Raw genomic sequence first — 16,866 nt, 5'->3', positions numbered from 1 at the left:
GATCTGACCCTGGTATCCCGAAGGCTTACCGTGGCTTCGCCGGCGGCGGGTTCTCCCGCACCCAGTCCTTGCGTTGCTCCGGCGTCATCTGCGACCAGCGCTCGCGCAGTGCGTCGCGCTGCGCGGGCGGCAGATCCCGCATCTGCCCGAACAGGGCGCGTGCCTGCTCGCGCTGTTCCGGGCTCATGTGCTCGAAGCGGCGCAGGCCGCGGCGGGCCTTGTCGCGTTCTTCCGGGCTCATCGATTGCCAGCGCTGGCCATGCGAGAGCATCCGCTGGCGCTGGCCGGCATCGGCGCTGTTCCAGCGGTCGCGCAGCGGCGCCAGCAGGGATTCCCGCTGCGCTTCACTCAACTGTTCCCAGGCCGGCAGTGGTGGGGCTGGCGCGGGGCGTGTGGCAGGCGCGGGCGCGGCGTTCTGCGCCAATACCGGGAAGGCCGGCAGCAGCAACAGGGTCAACAGCAGCGGCAGGGTATGCAGTCGGGACATGGTTCACTCCATCGCCAGGTCGGTATCGCCCAGCCACAGGTACAGATCGGGATTTTCGTCGTACAGCACGCTGTTGTCTTCCATCGAGGCCAGCACCGGTGCCGGCACGGCGGGCGACAGGGGGCTGTGGCCGCTGAACTGCAGGCCGATCCCCAGCGCCACCACCAGAGAACAGGCGCTGGCCAGCCACCAGCGCCAGCGCCCGTGACGGGCTGCGCTGGCGCCGTGGCGGGCCTGGCGCAACTGTGCCAGCGTGGCCGGCGACAGCGCCTGCAGCGACTGCGCGTGCAGGTTGCGCAGCATGTCATCGGAGGGCAGGGAGCGGTTCACGGGTGGGTCTCCAGGTAGTCCTGCAGCGCCTGGCGGGCGCGTGCCAGATGGGTTTTTACCGCGCCTTCGCTGCAGCCCATGGCGCGGGCAGTGGTGGCTCCGTCCAGGTCCTGCAGCACCCGCAGGGTGAAGGCCTCGCGCTGGCGTGCGGGCAGGGTACGCAGGGCCTGCACCAGTTGCTGGTACTGCTGGCGCTGTTCGTGCGCCTGCGCCGGGTCCGGGCCGGTGTCGGCCCAGTCGATCCCGCCTCCGTCGGCGTCCTGGTTGTCGCGCCAGAACGGCAGGCGGAAACGGCGCCGGCGCTGCAGGTCGATCACGCGGCGGCGCAGGATGCTCCAGAACAGGGGCGCCCATTCGGCCGCCGGCTTGTCGGCGTAGTCCAGCATGCGCATCAGCGCGTCCTGCACCGCGTCCATGGCGTCTTCGCGCTGGCGCAGGCCGGCCTCGGCGAAACGGAACGCGCGCGGGCCGACGCTGGCCAGGAACGCCTCCAGCGATGCTGGCAGGGCATCGGTGTCGGCGCTCGGGGGGACGGGGCTGCTCACCAGCACAGGGTACGGTTCCTCGCTCGGGGTCACCATCGACAACGCGTGAGCGTCACCGCGGTTGACGCCGGGTGCGCGCCGGGTTCAGCCCGTGGTTATGATGGGCCGACGAAGACAGAGCGGGAGCGTTGCCAGTGAGTGACGGGTTCGTAGCGCTGTACATCTTCATGCTGGCGGCCATCGCCGGCCACGTGATCATTTCGCGGGTGCCGGTGATCCTGCATACCCCGCTGATGTCGGGTTCCAACTTCATCCACGGCATCGTGCTGATCGGCGCGATGGTGGTGCTGGGGCACGCGCAGACGCCGCTGGAGAAGGCGCTGGGCTTCCTTGCCGTGGTGCTCGGCGCCGGCAACGCCGCCGGTGGCTACGTGGTCACCGCGCGCATGCTGGAGATGTTCAAGCCGAGCGCGCCCAAGGGCGGCAGGGACGAACCGAAGGAGCCTCAGGCTTGAACATCAGCACCGTCGAACTGCTCGACTGGCTGGTCAAGGCCAGCTACCTCGTCGCCGCCACGCTGTTCCTGCTGGGTCTGCAGCGCATGGCTTCGCCGCTGACCGCGCGCAGCGGCATCCGCTGGGCCGGGCTGGGCATGCTGCTGGCCACGGTGGCGACCTTCTTCCTGCCTGAACTGCACAACGTGCCGCTGATCCTGGTGGCACTGCTGCTGGGCGCGGGCCTGGCCTGGTGGTCGGCCGGCAAGGTGGCCATCACCGACATGCCGCAGATGGTGGCGTTGTACAACGGCATGGGCGGTGGTTCGGCCGCGGCGATCGGTGCGGTGGAGCTGCTGCGCTATGCCTTCCTTGCCAACCGCGATACCCGCCATTGGAGCGAGCAGGCGCTGGCCGACCTGGCCGCGCGCCAGCCGTCGGGCATGGTGCTGCTGCTGGCGGTGGTCGGCGCGGCGATCGGTGCGGTCTCGCTGTCCGGTTCGGTGATCGCCTGGGCCAAACTGGACGGACGCCTGGACAAGCGCGTGACCTGGCCCGGCCAGCAGGTGATGAACCTGATGGTGGCACTGGCGGTGGCGGTGCTGGCGATCATCGCGGCCAGCACGCTCAACACCTCGGCAATCGTCGCCTTCTTCGTGCTGGCGCTGGCACTGGGCGTGCTGATGACGTTGCCGATCGGTGGCGCCGACATGCCGGTGGTGATCTCGCTGTACAACGCATTCACCGGCCTGGCGGTGTCCTTCGAAGGTTATGTGCTCGGCAATGAGGCGCTGATCATCGCCGGCATGATGGTCGGCGCGGCCGGCATTCTGCTGACCCGGTTGATGGCCAAGGCGATGAACCGGCCGATCCGCAACGTGCTGTTCTCCAACTTCGGCGGCGGTGCCGGAGGCGAGGCACAGGCGATCACCGGCGCGCAGAAGCCCATCGAAGCGTCGGACGTCGCGGCGATGATGGCCTTTGCCGAGCGCGTGGTGATCGTGCCCGGCTACGGCATGGCGGTGGCACAGGCCCAGCACAAGATCTGGGAACTGGCGCAGCGGCTGGGCCAGCGCGGCGTGAAAGTGAAGTTCGCGATCCACCCGGTGGCCGGGCGCATGCCCGGGCACATGAACGTGCTGCTGGCCGAGGCCGGCGTGCCCTACGACCTGATCGCCGACATGGACGACATCAACCCCGAATTCGCCAATACCGATGTGGTGCTGGTGATCGGTGCCAACGACGTGGTCAATCCGGTGGCGCGGACCGACCCGGCCAGCCCGATCTACGGCATGCCGGTGCTGGACGTGGTCAACGCGCGCAACGTGGTGGTGATCAAGCGTGGCAAGGGCACCGGTTTTGCCGGCATCGAGAATGCGCTGTTCTACGCCGACAACACCCGCATGCTCTATGGCGACGGCGCCGAAGCGGCGGCCTCGCTGGTGAGCGAGCTGAAGGCGCTCGACGGCGGGCATTGAGTTGAGGACCGGGGTCGGATCCCTTTCCGCAGGAAAGGGCTCTGACCCCTTTGCCGGCCAGCGGCCGGCACTACCGAATCCACGGATCTCTACGCGCTCAGCGCGCCAGCCAGGCACCTACGGCCACGGCCACGGCCAGCCACAGCCATTCCACCGCGCCATTGGCCAGGCTGATCAGGGTCCAGGCCAGGTGCGGGCCCATCCGCGTGGTGGCATCCCACAGGTCCAGGCCGATCGAGCCGCCCATCCAGGCGCTGGCGATGGCCCAGTTGGCCACGGCGGCCACCAGCAGGGTGCCGAGCACGACCAGGGCGACGCGCAGCCGGCCTGGGCCCAGCGTGCCCAGGCGCAGCATGAACACCAGTTCCAGGGCGGCCAGCACCGCCATCCAGCCGACCTGCCGGCCGGTCATCAGCGCCAGGACCATCCAGGCGAGGGGAGCGACAAACAGGCCCAGCAGCAGCATGAGGGGCCAGAGCCAGGTCACGGTCCTGGCACGCGCGGCATTGGAGGACATCGAAGCTCCCAGAAGATCACCCACAGGATACTGTGGTTTGCCGCAGTGCACCGGCGGTGCGGGGGCGGCTGGGCTAGAATGCCGTCTTGCGTGGCCTCGGCCACGGCCCCATATCGGTCCCCATGTATTCCCGTAGCAGCGAACCTGTCCACTTCGAACGCGATTGCGAGGCCGTGATGGTCCCGCAGGGCGATACCGTGACCCTGCCTGCCGGCAGCTATGGGTACATCACCCAGGCGCTGGGCGGCAGTTATTCGGTGTTCGTCGAGGGCAACCTGTTCCGCATCGCCGGCAAGGACGGCGATGCCATCGGCAAGGAGGCACCGGCGCCGCTCGAGCTGCCGGCCGACGCCACCGATGAACAGGTGGAGCAGCTGGTGTGGCAGCAGCTGCGCACCTGCTTCGATCCGGAAATTCCGGTCAACATCGTGGAACTGGGCCTGGTCTATGAAGTCGAGATCAAGCACCTGGATGAGGGCAAGCGCGAGATCGACGTGAAGATGACCCTGACCGCCCCGGGCTGCGGCATGGGCGAGATCCTGGTCGACGACGTGCGCAGCAAGCTTGAAATGATCCCGACGGTGGCCGAGGCCGACGTCGACCTGGTGTTCGACCCGCCGTGGAACCAGCACATGATGTCCGAGGCGGCCCGGCTAGAGACCGGCATGCTTTGACCCAGGGCCCGCAGTGACGCGGGCCCGGCACTACCCGCAACCAGAACAGGAATCCTCCGGTGTCCCAGTCCATCCCCAGCTTCGCCGTCACCCGTTCGGACCACCCGCGCAGCGCTGAAGAGCGCGCCAAGATCCTGGAGAAGCCGGGCTTCGGCCTGCACTTCACCGATCACATGGTGGAAGTGCGCTGGGACAAGGATGCCGGCTGGCACAATGCCAATGTGCGCGCCTACGGCCCGCTGCAGCTGGACCCGGCCGCCGCCGTGCTGCATTACGGCCAGGAAATCTTCGAAGGCATCAAGGCCTACCGCCACGCCGACGGTTCGATCTGGACCTTCCGCCCGGATGCCAACGGCCGTCGCCTGCAGCGTTCGGCGCAGCGCCTGGCGTTGCCGGAACTGCCGGTGGAGATCTTCGTCGAATCGCTGAAGCAGCTGATCGCCGTCGACAGTGACTGGGTGCCTTCGGCCGATGAGTCGAGCCTGTATTTCCGTCCGTTCATGATCGGCGACGAGGCCTTCCTCGGCGTGCGCGGCGCGCACAAGGCCGGCTACTACGTCATCGCCAGCCCGGCCGGCCCGTACTTCGCCAAGGGCGTTGCCCCGGTGTCGATCTGGCTGTCCACCGAGTACGCGCGTGCGGCCAAGGGCGGCACCGGTGCTGCCAAGTGCGGTGGCAACTACGCCGCCTCGCTGCTCCCGCAGCAGAAGGCGCAGGCACAGGGCTGCTCGCAGGTGCTGTTCCTCGATCCGGTCGAAGGCAAGTACCTGGAAGAACTGGGCGGCATGAACGTGTTCCTGGTCTACAAGGACGGCACGCTGGTCACCCCGGAACTGTCGGGCAGCATCCTCGAGGGCATCACCCGCGAGAGCATCCTGCAGCTGGCCCGCGACCGTGGCATGAAGGTCGAAGAGCGCAAGGTCAGCATCGACGAGTGGAAGGACGGCGTCGCCTCCGGTGCGATCAGCGAAGTGTTTGCCTGTGGCACCGCCGCGGTGGTCACCCCGATCGGCCAGCTGAAGGGCGAGGGCTTCTCGGTGGGCGACATCAACGCGCCGGCCGGCGAAGTCACCATGTCGCTGCGCAAGGAACTGACCGATATCCAGTACGGCCGACTGCCGGACCGCCACAACTGGCTGGTCAAGCTGGGCTGATCGCCCACATCGAATCGTAGAGCCGGGCCCGCGCCCGGCTGCGCTTCTGGAAAGCCCGTCCCCGCGACGGGCTTTCTGCGTTTCGGGCCAAGGGGTCAGATCCCTTTCCGCGTGAAAAGGGATCTGACCCCGGATCGGTGGACGCCGATGTCGGCAAAGTCATTCCAGGACACGTGACGACCCAGTCAGGTCTGTGCAGGACACGAGAAAGTTCCTTCACCTTCACAAACCCTCGACCCGAAAAGTCTCAGAACGAACATTTCATCTTGCTGAAAAGACGCTGAAAATCTTGTGGTGTCCGGTTTCGGCCATTAGCGTCATCTGCACGGCGGATCGTTAGGGGGATCCGCTGACTCGCCGGACTTCGAACCTCGCCAACGCAAGCCAGCCCAGGGTTCGGGCCGGTGCTTCTGCCGATTCCGGCATTCACACCACAAGAAAGGGAAATACGATGTCCCAGGTAACGCAACCGCGTGTGCGTCGAGTGTGGGTGGTCCTTGGTGCGTCCGTTCTGTCATCGCTGCTGCTGGCCACGCCTGCGCTGGCCGGTGACGTCCAGCTCAGCGGCCTGCAGTCCGCGCCGACGCACCAGCGCTTCATCGTGAAGTACCGCGACGGTAGTGCGCCAGTGGCCAACACCACCGCACTGGCCTCTTCGCTGAAGAGTGCCGCCGCCGGCCTGGCCAGCAGCCAGGGCCGCGCGCTGGGCCTGCAGGAGGTCCGCAAGCTGGCCGTTGGCCCGACCCTGGTCAGGACCGATCGGCCGCTTGACCAGGCCGAATCCGAGCTGCTGATGCGCAAGCTCGCCGCCGACCCGAACGTGGAATACGTCGAAGTCGACCAGATCATGCGTGCGACGCTGACCCCGAATGACACCCGCTTCAGCGAGCAGTGGGGCTTCGGTACCTCCAACGCGTCGATCAACGTGCAGCCGGCCTGGGACAAGGCTACCGGCACCGGCGTGGTGGTGGCCGTGATCGATACCGGCATCACCAACCATCCCGATCTCAACGCCAACATCCTGCCTGGCTATGACTTCATCAGCGATGCCGCGATGGCGCGCGATGGCGGTGGCCGCGACAACAACCCGAATGACGAGGGCGACTGGTACGGCGCCAACGAGTGCGGCTCGGGCATCCCGGCCTCCAACTCCAGCTGGCACGGTACCCACGTCGCCGGCACTGTGGCGGCGGTGACCAACAACAGCACCGGCGTGGCCGGTACTGCGTTCAATGCCAAGGTCGTCCCGGTGCGCGTGCTGGGCAAGTGCGGCGGTTACACCTCCGACATCGCCGACGCGATCGTGTGGGCCTCTGGCGGCACCGTCAGTGGCGTGCCGGCCAACGCCAATCCGGCCGAAGTCATCAACATGTCGCTGGGTGGTGGCGGCAGCTGCTCCACCACCTACCAGAACGCCATCAACGGCGCGGTCAGCCGTGGCACCACCGTGGTGGTCGCCGCCGGCAACAGCAACACCAACGTGTCCTCGTCGGTGCCGGCCAACTGCCCGAACGTGATTGCCGTGGCGGCCACAACCTCGGCCGGTGCGCGTGCCAGCTTCTCCAACTACGGCACCGGCATCGACATCTCAGCACCGGGCCAGAGCATCCTGTCCACCCTCAACACCGGCACCACCACGCCTGGCAGCGCCAGCTACGCGTCGTACAACGGCACCTCGATGGCGGCGCCGCACGTGGCCGGCGTGGTTGCGCTGATGCAGTCGGTCGCGCCAAGCCCGCTGAGCCCGGCGCAGGTCGAAAGCATCATCAAGAGCACTGCACGCCCGCTGCCGGGCGCCTGCTCGGGTGGCTGCGGCGCCGGCATCGTCGACGCCAACGCGGCCGTGGCTGCGGCGATCAACGGCGGTGGCAACCCGAACCCGGGTGGCAACGTGCTGCAGAACAACGTGCCGGTGACCGGCCTGGGCGCCGCAACCGGTGCCGAGCTGAACTACACCGTCGCCGTTCCGGCCGGTAGCAGCCAGCTGCGCGTGACGATCAGTGGCGGCAGCGGCGATGCCGACCTGTACGTGCGCCAGGGCAGTGCCCCGACCGATACCAGCTACACCTGCCGTCCGTACCTGAGTGGCAACAGCGAGACCTGCACCATCAACAGCCCTGCCGCCGGCACATGGTATGTGCGGGTGAAGGCCTACAGCACCTTCTCGGGCGTGACCCTCAACGCCCAGTACTGAGCCCAAGTCCCTCTCCAAGGGCACGCCCTGGCTTCGGCCGGGGCGTTTTCGCTTCTGCAGAGCCGAGTCCATGCTCGGCTGCTCCGGCTGCCGACCGTTGTGCCACGCTGGCACGCGGTTGCCGAGCATGGCCCGGCACTACAAGGACAGTGCTCTGGCAGGTGCCGACCTTGGTCGGCACGCGGTTCCTCAGACCGACTCGAAGCGGTTCGCAGCCACGTTCTTGCGCACGTGCTGCGGGTCGAAGATCCGCCCGTTCATCGCGATGTACACGCCGCTCGGCAGCGACTGCACCGCACCGATCGCACAGCCGATGTTGAACTCGGCATCCGAGCCGCGGAAGCGTGCCGGGCTCAGTGCGCCGGTCATCACGATGGTCTTGTCGGGGATTGTCGCCAGCACCTTGCCGGTGTGCACCATCGAGTCGGTGCCGTGGGTCACCAGGACGTGCCGGGTCGGCTGCGCGGCGATGGTGGCGCGGATCAGTTCGCGGTCCTCATCGTTGATGTGCAGCGAATCCTTGCGCAGGATCGGAATCACGTTGAAGCGGAACGTCACGCCCAGCTCGCGCAGGATCATGCCGATCTGCGGATCGCCGATCTGGTAGTCCGACTTGTCGTCGAAGTAGATCTTGTCGATCGTGCCACCGGTGGTGACGACCAGGAGCTCTTCCATCATGTGCATGCGCGAAACCAGGACAGGTACTGCGGCGCGGGGCCAGGAATGCAGATGATACGACCCAGCGGGCGCAGCGTCAGCGTTGCTTGCCGAAGCGGGCGCGCAGGCCGGGCAGGCTGGCGCTGAAGATCACCAGGAGGGCCAGCGCGATCTCGATCAGCGCCAGCCAGCGCGTTTCCGGGTGGCTCCAGGCGCTCATCACGCCGTGGCTGAACCAGCCCAGCGCCAGTACCGAGGCCCAGAATCCGGCCTTGCGCCAGCCCAGGCGCACGGCGATGGCCAGCGCCAGCGGCGGCGCGGTGAACACCAGCTGGGTCGCCAGCCAGTGCTTGTCATTGATGAACCAGCCCGCGAACAGCGCGGCCAGCCCCATCAGGGCCAGCAGCAGGACCGTGCGCGGCGCGGCGCTCATCGGGCCAACCGCTGCGCGATGCCGGCCACCCGGCGCCCCAGCGCGCGCGCCAGCACGGCTTCGTCGTCGGTCGGCTGCGGGTCGTCGGCGGCACCGGCTACGTGGCTGGCGCCATAGGGTGTGCCGCCACTGGTGGTATGGCTCAGCGCCGGTTCGGTGAACGGGATGCCGACGATCACGCAGCCATGGTGCAGCAGCGGCACCTGCATCGACAGCAGGGTCGATTCCTGGCCGCCATGCATGGATGCGGTGGACGTGAACACGCCAGCCGGCTTGCCGGACAGGGTGCCATTGACCCATTCGGCGCCCAGCCCATCCAGGAAATGCTTCACCGGCGCGGCCATGTTGCCGAAGCGGGTCGGGCTGCCGAGCAGCAGGCCCTGGCATTCGACCAGGTCCTGCACGCTTACATAGGGGGCGCCATCTTCGGGTACCGGCGGCTGCGCGGTCTGGGTCACTGCGGCCACCGGCGGCACCGTGCGCAGGCGCGCGGTCATGCCCGGCACTTCGCCGATGCCCCGCGCGATCTGGCGCGCCAGCCGTGCCACCGAACCGCCCCGGCTGTAATACAGCACCAGAATCTCGCCCATCGTGCCCGCTTCTCCTCGTCGTGTGGCCACCAGTATGGCTATCCTGCGAGCATTCCGCATCGGGTACCCTTCCACCGATGGAACCTTTGGATACGCTCAACCTGTGGATGGAGCGCGCGCGGGATCGCGCACGGGCCATCAGTTTCGGCCGCTTCCTGTGGCATCGCTTCCTCGACGACCGCCTGTTCCAGGCAGCGGCGGCGCTGGCGTACACCACGGTGTTCGCGCTGGTGCCGCTGGCCATCGTGGTATTCGGCGTGCTCTCGGCCTTTCCCGTTTTCGACCGCTGGAGCGATCAGCTCAGCGACTACGTGTTCTCCAACTTCGTGCCCTCCGCGGCGCGCGCGGCCGAGGGTTACCTGCGGCAGTTTTCGGCCAGTGCCGGCCAGCTGACGGCCGCCGGCTTCATCGCACTGGTCGCCTCACTGCTGATCACGCTCAACAGCGTGGAAGAGACCTTCAACCAGATCTGGCGGGTCGGCTCGAGCCGGCCCAAGCTGACCCGCTTCCTGGTCTACTGGACCGTGCTGACCCTGGGCGCGATGCTTGCCGCCGCATCGCTGGCAGTATCGGCGAGGGTGTTCGCGATGCCGTTGTTCGGTACCCAGGAGGGCCGTTGGTTGGCCGAACTGGCGCTGCGGCTGGCACCGATCCTGATCGAGTTCGTCTGCATCACGCTGATGTTCCGCGTGGTACCGCACCACACGGTGAAATGGCGGCATGCCGTGCCCGGCGCGATCCTGGCGGCGGTCATCCTTGAACTGGTGAAGTGGGGCATCGGCGCGTATCTGGGCAGCTTCCAGTCCTATCAGAAGCTGTATGGCACGGTCGCCTTCGTGCCGATCCTGCTGCTGTGGATCTACCTGTGCTGGGTGGCGGTGCTGCTGGGTGCGTCGCTGGCCTCCTCGATGGCCGCCTTCCGCTACCAGCCGGTCGAGCTGCGCCTGCCGCAGGGGTACGAGTTCTATGGGCTGCTGCGCCTGCTTGGCCGCTTCCAGCATGCACGGGCCAAGGGCAAAGGCCTGGCCGATGACGATATCCTGCGGCTGGAGCCGATGCTGACCGATTCACTGCTGCAGGACCTGATCTGCAACCTGCAGGAGATCGACCTGCTGCGCCGCGATGAGCGCGGCGAGTGGCTGCTGTCACGCGACCTGGACCAGGTCAGCCTGGCCGATCTGTACGAATGCACCCAGCTGCGCATCCCGGTAGCCGAGCAGCACCTCCCGTACCGCGACGACAGCCTGGGCCGTGCCGCCTTGGCGGCGCTGGATGACCTGCGACTGCCCCTGCGCGAACGCCTGAAGCGCAAGGTCAGTGATATCTATACCGACTCTGGAGACACCCCATGACCCGCAAGACGTCGTTGCCGCTGCTGCTCCCGTTGACCCTGCTGCTGGCCCTGGCGGCCTGCAAACCGGCCCAGGAGCCGGCACCGGCCAGCAGCCAGCCACCGGCGCAGGCACCGACGCCGAGCACGCCGGCACCGGTCGAGGAAACCCCGGCCGAGCGCACCACCGCCGAGTTCCCGACGCTGAAGATGAAGGCGGTGGATGGCAGCGACTACGACCTGGCCGCGCATCGCGGCAAGTGGGTGGTGGTGAACTTCTGGGCCACTTGGTGCGCGCCGTGCCGCAAGGAAATGCCCGAGCTGTCGGCCCTGCATGCGATGCGTAGCAACATCGAAGTGGTCGGCTTGGCTTACGAGGACATCGAAGTGCCGGAGATGCAGTCGTTCCTGGCCAAGCATCCGGTGACCTATCCGATCGTGATCGTGGACCCGTTCGATCCGCCGGCCGACTTCGCCACGCCGCGTGGCCTGCCGCTGACGCATCTGCTGGACCCGCAGGGCAAGCTGGCGCACACGTTCCTTGGCCCGGTGACCGCCGCCGACATCGAGAAGCAGATCGCGGCTGCCAAGTAGTGGGTTTGTCGGCAGGGCCTGCGGCCCTGCACCCGCGGTAGTGCCGGCCGCTGGCCGGCAGCAACAGCAACAGCCGAAGCAACAGCAACAGCGGGCTATCCGTGGGATGGCGGGGCGGTGTCGGAGTGCGGGGACGCCGCAAGTACGTCCATGTAGGCTTGGCAGCCGCATCCATGCGGCTGACACCCCGCACTCCGACACCGCCCCACCTCTGACAGATTCCTCATGTCTGGTAGATCCACGCCATGCGTGGATGATTCTCCAGACAAATCGAATATTTCGAATTGAATTCGAAGAGCATCCACGCATGGTGTGGATCAACGACAGATCGCGGAAATCTGTCGAAGGCGGGGTGGGTCCGGGTGCGGGGGCGTGAGCCGCATGGATGCGGCGACCGAGCTTACATGGACGTACTTGCAGCGCCCCCCGCACCCGGACCCGCCCCGCCATCCCTCAGGAAGCCCGCCGTTGCTGTTGCTGTTGCCGTTGCTCTGGCTTCGGCAGGTGCAGGGCCGCAAGCCCTGCCGACCAACCCTATCCCTCGACCGGGAAATCCTCGATCGGCTTCAGCACATCGTAGTGCTCGCGATGCAGCTTGCCCTTCAGCTTCGGCAGCTCCGGCAACGGTGCGTCCACCCGCGTGTCCGGCAACCGGTCCAGCAGGTTGCGCACCAGCGTCAGCCGCCCCAGCCGCTGGTCGTTGAAGTCCACCAGCGTCCACGGCGCCGCCTCGCGATGCGTCGCGCGCAGCATCGCCTCGCGTGCCTCGGTGTACGCGCTGTACTTGCTGCGCGATTTCAGGTCGACCGGTGAGAGCTTCCAGCCCTTCAGCGGATCGAGATGGCGTTCGGCGAAGCGCTTTTCCTGTTGCTCCTGGTCCACGCACAACCAGTACTTGAACAGCAGGATGCCGTCGTCCACCAGCAGCTGTTCGAACACCGGCGCCTGGCGCAGGAACTGCTGGTATTCGGTTTCGCTGCAATAACCCATCACCCGTTCAACACCGGCACGGTTGTACCAGCTGCGGTCCATCAGCACGATCTCGCCGGCGGCGGGAAGATGCGCGGCGTAACGCTGGAAGTACCACTGCGTGGCTTCACGGTCGGTGGGCTTGGGCAGCGCCACCACCCGGCATTGGCGCGGGTTGAGATGCTGGCTGATGGCCTGGATCGCGCCGCCCTTGCCAGCTGTATCGCGGCCTTCGAACAGCACCAGCAGGCGTTGCCCGCTGTACTGCACCCAGCGCGCCATTGCGGTCAGTTCCAGCTGCAGCGGCAGCAGCAGTTCGTCGTAGTCCTTGCGCTTGAGCTTGGCCATCGTCACACCACGCGGGGAGCAAGCCGGAGCGTAACGCAGGGGTTGCTCAGGGGGTGTCGACGCCCTGCCAGCCCTGCTCGCCCGCCAGCGTCTGCAGCAGGGCGGAAAGGTCATGGGCAAAACCGGCCATGTCGAACACACCACTGTCTTCGCGTGCCTGCGCCAGTTCGGCACGCAACGCTGCCAGCGCCACCGGGTCGTTGCCCAGCGCGCTGGCGGTGGCGATGAACGCCGCATCGTCGGCAACGTTCATCCGCGAAAGACCCAGATGATGGTTGAGGCTGCCGGCCACGCGCGCGGCGAAGGTATCGCCCGGGCAGGTCAGCACCGGGCAGCCGGCCCACAGCGCATCGGAGGCGGTGGTGTGCGCGTTGTACGGATGGGTGTCGAGGAACAGGTCGGCCAGGTGATAGCGGGCCAGGTACTGCGGATGCGGCAGCTTGGCCATGAACACCAGCCGCGCCGGATCCAGGCCGGCGGCCTGCGCGGCCGCACGCAGGCGCGCATCGGCCTTGCCGGGCCCGGACAGCAGCCACAGCACGCTGCCGGGCACGGCCTGCAGCACTGCGAAGGCGCGGCCCATGCTGCGCGGGTTGAGCTTGTAGCTGTTGTTGAAGCAGCAGAACACCACGCCGTGTTCGGGCAGGCCGCACTCCGCGCGGGACGGTGCCGGCTCCAGTACGCGGGTGTTGTCCGAGGGCTGGAAGGCACGTGGCAGGCGCAGGACGCGTTCGCTGAAGTGAGGTTCCAGCGATGCCGGCAGCACGAATTCGTCGGCGACCACGGCATCCAGCCAGCGCGCACCCGATGTGCCGGGGTAGGCCAGCCAGTTCAGCTGCAACGGGGCCGGGCGCATGGCCAGCACTTCGGGCGTGCCGCCGCCCCCCCAGCCGCGCAGGTCGAACAGCAGGTCGATGCCCTGTGCACGGATGCGGGCCGCGATGTCGGCATGCCGCAGTGCGGCCACGTCATGCAGGCGGGCCGCAGCCTGCAGGCGTTCGCGGATGCGGCTGCCATCGGCGCGGTTCAGCGCGAACAGGTGCAGCTGCAGCGCCGGGTCATGGCGCAGGTGTTCGAGCAGGGCCACGGTCAGCAGCCCGGTGGGATGCGCGCCGAAGCCATTGGAGAGGAAGCCGACGCGCAACGCGCCGTGCTCGCGAACCTTCACTGCAGGAAGGGGGCGCACCGCCGACGCAACGACCGCCGCGCGTGCGCGCGCACAGGCCAACTGCTCGGCAGCGCTGGCGTCTTCGCTGAGGAAGGCAAAGGGCTCCACCGCACCCTGGCCGGAGGCCAGCGCGTTGCGCACCTGCGCAGCCAACGTGTCCACATCCTGCCAGTCGCACAGGCGGCGCTGCCAGGCCAGGCGCTGCGCGGCGATGTAGGGTTCGCCCGGCATCAGCGCGTGCGCGCGCCGATAGGCCGCTGCCGCGCCTTCGGCATCATCGGCATCTTCCAGCGCATGGCCCAGCCACAGCGCGATGCCCGGGTGCTGCGGGGCCAATGCCGAGGCCTGGCCGAGCAGCTTCGCCGCGTCGGCGTGCGCGCCGGCCATCCACGCCACGCGGCCCAGCCGCGCCAGCGCTTCGGGGTGGTTCGGGCGCAGTTGCAGGGCGTGTCGTGCGGCCTGCTCGCCGGCAGCGATGTCGCCGGCTTCCAGTTCCAGGTCGGCCAGCATCACCCAGGCGACGAAGTCGCCGGGCTGGCGTGCGATCGCCTGCTGCAGGTGCTGCCGCTGCTGCCAGGCAGTCATCGTGCTCAGCCCGCCGACAGCTGGGCCAGGGCGTCGACCTGGTGTTCGTGGCTGAGCCGCTGCAGCAGCGGGTCGAGGTCACCGGCCAGGATGTTGGGCAGGTCGTACAACGTCAGGCCTTCCACGCGGTGGTCGGTGATCCGGCCCTGCGGGAAGTTGTAGGTGCGGATGCGCTGGCTGCGATCGCCGCTGCCGACCTGCAGGCGCCGCGACTCGGCCTGTGCCGCGTCCTGGCGCTGGCGCTCGGCATCGAGCAGCTGCGCCTTCAGGCGCTTCATCGCCTTGTCGCGGTTGGCGTGCTGGCTGCGCTCGGTCTGGCACTCCACCACCACGCCGGTCGGCACGTGGGTGATGCGGATCGCGGACTCGGTCTTGTTGACGTGCTGGCCACCGGCGCCGGACGAGCGAAACGTATCCACCTTCAGGTCGGCCGGATTGATGACGATGTCATCGACTTCGTCGGCCTCGGGAATGATCGCCACGGTGGCGGCCGAGGTATGGATGCGGCCCTGCGATTCGGTGGCCGGCACGCGCTGCACGCGGTGCGTGCCCGATTCGAACTTCAGGCGCGAGAACGCACCCCGGCCGACCACACGTGCCACCACTTCCTTGTAGCCGCCATGCTCGCCGGGGTTGTCCGATTCGATCTCGACCTTCCAGCCCTGGCGTTCGGCATAGCGGGCGTACATGCGGAACAGGTCGCCGGCGAAGATCGCGGCTTCGTCGCCGCCGGTGCCGGCGCGTACTTCAAGGAACAGGTTGCCTTCGTCGCGCGGATCGCGCGGCACCAGCAACAGGGCCAGTTCCTGTTCCAGCTCCTGCAGGCGCGCCTGGGCGGCGGCGATTTCCTCGTCGGCCAGCTCGCGCAGGACGGGGTCGGCGCGCATGCCTTCGGCGGCGGCCAGGTCGGCCTTGGCACGGGCTTCATCGGCGAGCGCGGCAGCGACCGGCTCCAGTTGGGCGAATTCGCGCGAAAGGTCGCGGAAACGGGTGTTGTCGGCGACCACATCGGGTTCGGCGAGCAGGCGTTCCAGTTCTTCGCGGCGCTCGGCCAGCGCTTCCAGCTTACGGCGCAGGGTCGGCGTCATCGGATCTCACGGGTGGGTGGCGGTAGCCCGGCGTGGCCGGGAACAGGCGCTCGGCGGCGCGGGTCAGGTCGGCATCGCCACTCAGCGCGGCGGCGCGCAGTGCGGCGGTCGGCGGATGCAGCAGGCGATTGGTCAGGCCGTGGGCCAGCAGCTCCAGCACTTCGTCGGCGGGCTTGCCGTTGGCCAGCTGCTGGCGTGCGCGCTCCAGCAACTCGGCGCGGGTGGCCTCGCCGAACGCACGCAGCTGCCGCAAAGGCGCCTGATGGGCACTGGCCTGCTGGGTCTCGACGTAACGCGATACCTGCAGGTCGATGATCGCCTCGGCTTCGGCGGCGGCCTCGCGGCGGCCACGGCGGTTGTCTTCCACCGCGCGTTCCAGGTCATCGACGGTGTAGAGGAAGGCATCATTGAGCGTGCCGACCTCGGCTTCGATGTCGCGCGGAACGGCCAGGTCGAACAGCAGCATCGGCTTGTGCCGGCGTGCACGCAGGGCCTTGGCGACCATCTCGCGATGGATCACCGGCTCGCGCGCGGCGGTGGCCGAGAACACCACGTCGGCCTCGCCCAGGTGGCGGTCCAGTTCGGTCAGCGGCAGGGCCACGCCGCCATGGCGGCTGGCCAGTTCCTGCGCGTGGGCCAGGGTGCGGTTGGCGATCAGCAGCCGCCGCACCTTGCCTTCGCTCAGGTGCCGTGCAGCCAGCTCGATGGTCTCGCCGGCCCCGACCAGCAGCACGGTGGAGTCGTCCAGCCGGGCGAACGCGTTCTGCGCCAGGCGCACCGCGGCCGACGCCACCGATACCGGGTTGGCACCGACCTGGGTATCGGTGCGCGCCCGCTTGGCCACCGAGAAGGTCTGCTGGAACAGGCGGTCCAGGCGCTGGCCGAGCAGGCCATGGTCGCGCGCGGTCGACCAGGCGTCCTTCACCTGGCCGAGGATCTGCGGTTCGCCCAGCACCATCGAGTCCAGCCCGGTGGCGACCCGGAACAGGTGGCGCACAGCCTCGGCATCGGCATGCTGGTACAGATAGCCCTGCAGGTCGCCGGCCTGGCTGCGCAGCCACTGGTCCAGCGCCTGTGCCGACTCGGCCACGGCGTACAGCTCGGTGCGGTTGCAGGTGGACAGCAGGACCGCCTCGGCGATCTGCGGGGTATCGCGCAGCGAGCCCAGCGCACGCGGCAACGCCTCACCGGCGAAGGCCGCGCGCTCGCGCAGCTCCACCGGTGCGGTCTGGTGATTCAGTCCGAGCACCCACAGGGTCATTGTTCAGTTGCTTGCGATAAGCTGCTGGCC

General features: G+C 68.0%; 18 protein-coding genes. 7 read left to right on the top strand and 11 right to left on the bottom strand.

What is annotated here, in order from left to right; translation table 11 throughout:
- Positions 1-25: 25 nt before the first annotated feature.
- Genes AC5P7S_RS13145 through AC5P7S_RS13135 form a run of 3 tightly spaced genes read right to left on the bottom strand, consistent with a single transcriptional unit; the run spans position 26 to position 1,398 of the window.
- On the bottom strand, positions 26-487 hold the full coding sequence (locus AC5P7S_RS13145; protein WP_095379295.1) for a DUF3106 domain-containing protein: 462 nt from the start codon (positions 485-487) through the stop codon (positions 26-28).
- A gap of 3 nt (positions 488-490) precedes the next feature.
- Positions 491-817, bottom strand: a complete 327-nt coding sequence (locus AC5P7S_RS13140; protein ID WP_005415380.1) for a hypothetical protein — start codon at positions 815-817, stop codon at positions 491-493.
- A complete protein-coding gene (locus tag AC5P7S_RS13135; RefSeq protein ID WP_081275820.1) occupies positions 814-1,398 on the bottom strand; it encodes an RNA polymerase sigma factor in 585 nt (194 codons plus the stop codon). Before AC5P7S_RS13135 ends, AC5P7S_RS13140 begins: the two co-directional genes overlap by 4 nt.
- Positions 1,399-1,496: 98 nt before the next feature.
- On the opposite strand from AC5P7S_RS13135, the gene AC5P7S_RS13130 reads away from it, so the two are divergent.
- Together AC5P7S_RS13130 and AC5P7S_RS13125 are read left to right on the top strand one after the other, a co-directional pair.
- Positions 1,497-1,817 (top strand): NAD(P) transhydrogenase subunit alpha part 2, encoded by a 321-nt coding sequence (locus AC5P7S_RS13130; protein WP_005415382.1) that lies wholly within the window; start codon positions 1,497-1,499, stop codon positions 1,815-1,817.
- On the top strand, positions 1,814-3,274 hold the full coding sequence (locus tag AC5P7S_RS13125; protein WP_095379298.1) for an NAD(P)(+) transhydrogenase (Re/Si-specific) subunit beta: 1,461 nt from the start codon (positions 1,814-1,816) through the stop codon (positions 3,272-3,274). Before AC5P7S_RS13130 ends, AC5P7S_RS13125 begins: the two co-directional genes overlap by 4 nt.
- A 97-nt stretch (positions 3,275-3,371) precedes the next feature.
- On the opposite strand, the gene AC5P7S_RS13120 is transcribed toward AC5P7S_RS13125, so the two are convergent.
- Positions 3,372-3,791: a membrane protein gene (locus AC5P7S_RS13120; RefSeq protein ID WP_032953950.1), complete on the bottom strand. Its 420-nt coding sequence runs from the start codon at positions 3,789-3,791 to the stop codon at positions 3,372-3,374.
- Positions 3,792-3,913: 122 nt separating this feature from the next.
- Between AC5P7S_RS13120 and sufT the strand changes: the two genes are divergently transcribed.
- The 3 genes from sufT to AC5P7S_RS13105 all read left to right on the top strand — a co-directional run bounded on the left by sufT (position 3,914) and on the right by AC5P7S_RS13105 (position 7,813).
- Positions 3,914-4,465 carry a putative Fe-S cluster assembly protein SufT gene (sufT, locus tag AC5P7S_RS13115; protein WP_005415385.1) on the top strand — a complete coding sequence of 184 codons (552 nt, stop codon included), beginning with the start codon at positions 3,914-3,916 and terminating at the stop codon, positions 4,463-4,465.
- 59 nt (positions 4,466-4,524) lie between these two features.
- Complete coding sequence (locus tag AC5P7S_RS13110) at positions 4,525-5,619, top strand: branched-chain amino acid aminotransferase (RefSeq protein WP_005412326.1); 1,095 nt, start codon at positions 4,525-4,527, stop codon at positions 5,617-5,619.
- Between the two features lie 451 nt (positions 5,620-6,070).
- Positions 6,071-7,813 (top strand): S8 family peptidase, encoded by a 1,743-nt coding sequence (locus AC5P7S_RS13105; protein WP_053501047.1) that lies wholly within the window; start codon positions 6,071-6,073, stop codon positions 7,811-7,813.
- 189 nt (positions 7,814-8,002) lie between these two features.
- On the opposite strand, the gene AC5P7S_RS13100 is transcribed toward AC5P7S_RS13105, so the two are convergent.
- The 3 genes from AC5P7S_RS13100 to wrbA all read right to left on the bottom strand — a co-directional run bounded on the left by AC5P7S_RS13100 (position 8,003) and on the right by wrbA (position 9,493).
- A complete protein-coding gene (locus tag AC5P7S_RS13100) occupies positions 8,003-8,488 on the bottom strand; it encodes an asparaginase domain-containing protein (RefSeq protein ID WP_053501049.1) in 486 nt (161 codons plus the stop codon).
- A gap of 79 nt (positions 8,489-8,567) precedes the next feature.
- Positions 8,568-8,903, bottom strand: a complete 336-nt coding sequence (locus AC5P7S_RS13095; protein ID WP_005415388.1) for a DUF2069 domain-containing protein — start codon at positions 8,901-8,903, stop codon at positions 8,568-8,570.
- Entirely contained in the window at positions 8,900-9,493 is a 594-nt protein-coding gene (gene wrbA / locus AC5P7S_RS13090; RefSeq protein WP_053501045.1) for an NAD(P)H:quinone oxidoreductase, read from the bottom strand. Before wrbA ends, AC5P7S_RS13095 begins: the two co-directional genes overlap by 4 nt.
- 77 nt (positions 9,494-9,570) lie before the next feature.
- On the opposite strand from wrbA, the gene AC5P7S_RS13085 reads away from it, so the two are divergent.
- Positions 9,571-10,845 carry a YihY family inner membrane protein gene (locus tag AC5P7S_RS13085; protein WP_095379300.1) on the top strand — a complete coding sequence of 425 codons (1,275 nt, stop codon included), beginning with the start codon at positions 9,571-9,573 and terminating at the stop codon, positions 10,843-10,845.
- Complete coding sequence (locus AC5P7S_RS13080) at positions 10,842-11,417, top strand: TlpA family protein disulfide reductase (protein WP_053501043.1); 576 nt, start codon at positions 10,842-10,844, stop codon at positions 11,415-11,417. Before AC5P7S_RS13085 ends, AC5P7S_RS13080 begins: the two co-directional genes overlap by 4 nt.
- A gap of 534 nt (positions 11,418-11,951) precedes the next feature.
- Here AC5P7S_RS13080 and ppk2 read toward each other — a convergent pair.
- Genes ppk2 through hemA form a run of 4 tightly spaced genes read right to left on the bottom strand, consistent with a single transcriptional unit; the run spans position 11,952 to position 16,836 of the window.
- The gene (gene ppk2 / locus AC5P7S_RS13075) at positions 11,952-12,734 is read right to left on the bottom strand and encodes a polyphosphate kinase 2 (protein WP_049439764.1); all 783 of its coding nucleotides are present in this window, start codon (positions 12,732-12,734) and stop codon (positions 11,952-11,954) included.
- 46 nt (positions 12,735-12,780) lie between these two features.
- The gene (locus tag AC5P7S_RS13070; RefSeq protein WP_095377069.1) at positions 12,781-14,487 is read right to left on the bottom strand and encodes an O-linked N-acetylglucosamine transferase, SPINDLY family protein; all 1,707 of its coding nucleotides are present in this window, start codon (positions 14,485-14,487) and stop codon (positions 12,781-12,783) included.
- Positions 14,488-14,492: 5 nt separating this feature from the next.
- Entirely contained in the window at positions 14,493-15,575 is a 1,083-nt protein-coding gene (prfA, locus tag AC5P7S_RS13065) for a peptide chain release factor 1 (protein ID WP_095377068.1), read from the bottom strand.
- A complete protein-coding gene (gene hemA / locus AC5P7S_RS13060; protein ID WP_095377067.1) occupies positions 15,553-16,836 on the bottom strand; it encodes a glutamyl-tRNA reductase in 1,284 nt (427 codons plus the stop codon). Before hemA ends, prfA begins: the two co-directional genes overlap by 23 nt.
- Positions 16,837-16,866 lie beyond the last annotated feature (30 nt).

The sequence above is a fragment of the Stenotrophomonas sp. YJH_SMC_32 genome (assembly GCF_059369975.1).
The sequence above is the reverse complement of the archived record's forward strand: the minus strand, read 5'-3'. Positions and strand labels throughout refer to the sequence as shown.

Bases quoted from the DNA above. Each gene is read 5' to 3' on its own strand.
- AC5P7S_RS13145 (WP_095379295.1), bottom strand. From the start codon at position 487: ATGTCCCGACTGCATACCCTGCCGCTGCTGTTGACCCTGTTGCTGCTG.
- AC5P7S_RS13135 (WP_081275820.1), bottom strand. From the start codon at position 1,398: ATGGTGACCCCGAGCGAGGAACCGTACCCTGTGCTGGTGAGCAGCCCC.
- AC5P7S_RS13120 (WP_032953950.1), bottom strand. From the start codon at position 3,791: ATGTCCTCCAATGCCGCGCGTGCCAGGACCGTGACCTGGCTCTGGCCC.
- sufT (WP_005415385.1), top strand. From the start codon at position 3,914: ATGTATTCCCGTAGCAGCGAACCTGTCCACTTCGAACGCGATTGCGAG.
- AC5P7S_RS13105 (WP_053501047.1), top strand. From the start codon at position 6,071: ATGTCCCAGGTAACGCAACCGCGTGTGCGTCGAGTGTGGGTGGTCCTT.
- AC5P7S_RS13100 (WP_053501049.1), bottom strand. From the start codon at position 8,488: ATGGAAGAGCTCCTGGTCGTCACCACCGGTGGCACGATCGACAAGATC.
- AC5P7S_RS13095 (WP_005415388.1), bottom strand. From the start codon at position 8,903: ATGAGCGCCGCGCCGCGCACGGTCCTGCTGCTGGCCCTGATGGGGCTG.
- wrbA (WP_053501045.1), bottom strand. From the start codon at position 9,493: ATGGGCGAGATTCTGGTGCTGTATTACAGCCGGGGCGGTTCGGTGGCA.
- AC5P7S_RS13085 (WP_095379300.1), top strand. From the start codon at position 9,571: ATGGAACCTTTGGATACGCTCAACCTGTGGATGGAGCGCGCGCGGGAT.
- AC5P7S_RS13080 (WP_053501043.1), top strand. From the start codon at position 10,842: ATGACCCGCAAGACGTCGTTGCCGCTGCTGCTCCCGTTGACCCTGCTG.
- ppk2 (WP_049439764.1), bottom strand. From the start codon at position 12,734: ATGGCCAAGCTCAAGCGCAAGGACTACGACGAACTGCTGCTGCCGCTG.
- AC5P7S_RS13070 (WP_095377069.1), bottom strand. From the start codon at position 14,487: ATGACTGCCTGGCAGCAGCGGCAGCACCTGCAGCAGGCGATCGCACGC.
- prfA (WP_095377068.1), bottom strand. From the start codon at position 15,575: ATGACGCCGACCCTGCGCCGTAAGCTGGAAGCGCTGGCCGAGCGCCGC.
- hemA (WP_095377067.1), bottom strand. From the start codon at position 16,836: ATGACCCTGTGGGTGCTCGGACTGAATCACCAGACCGCACCGGTGGAG.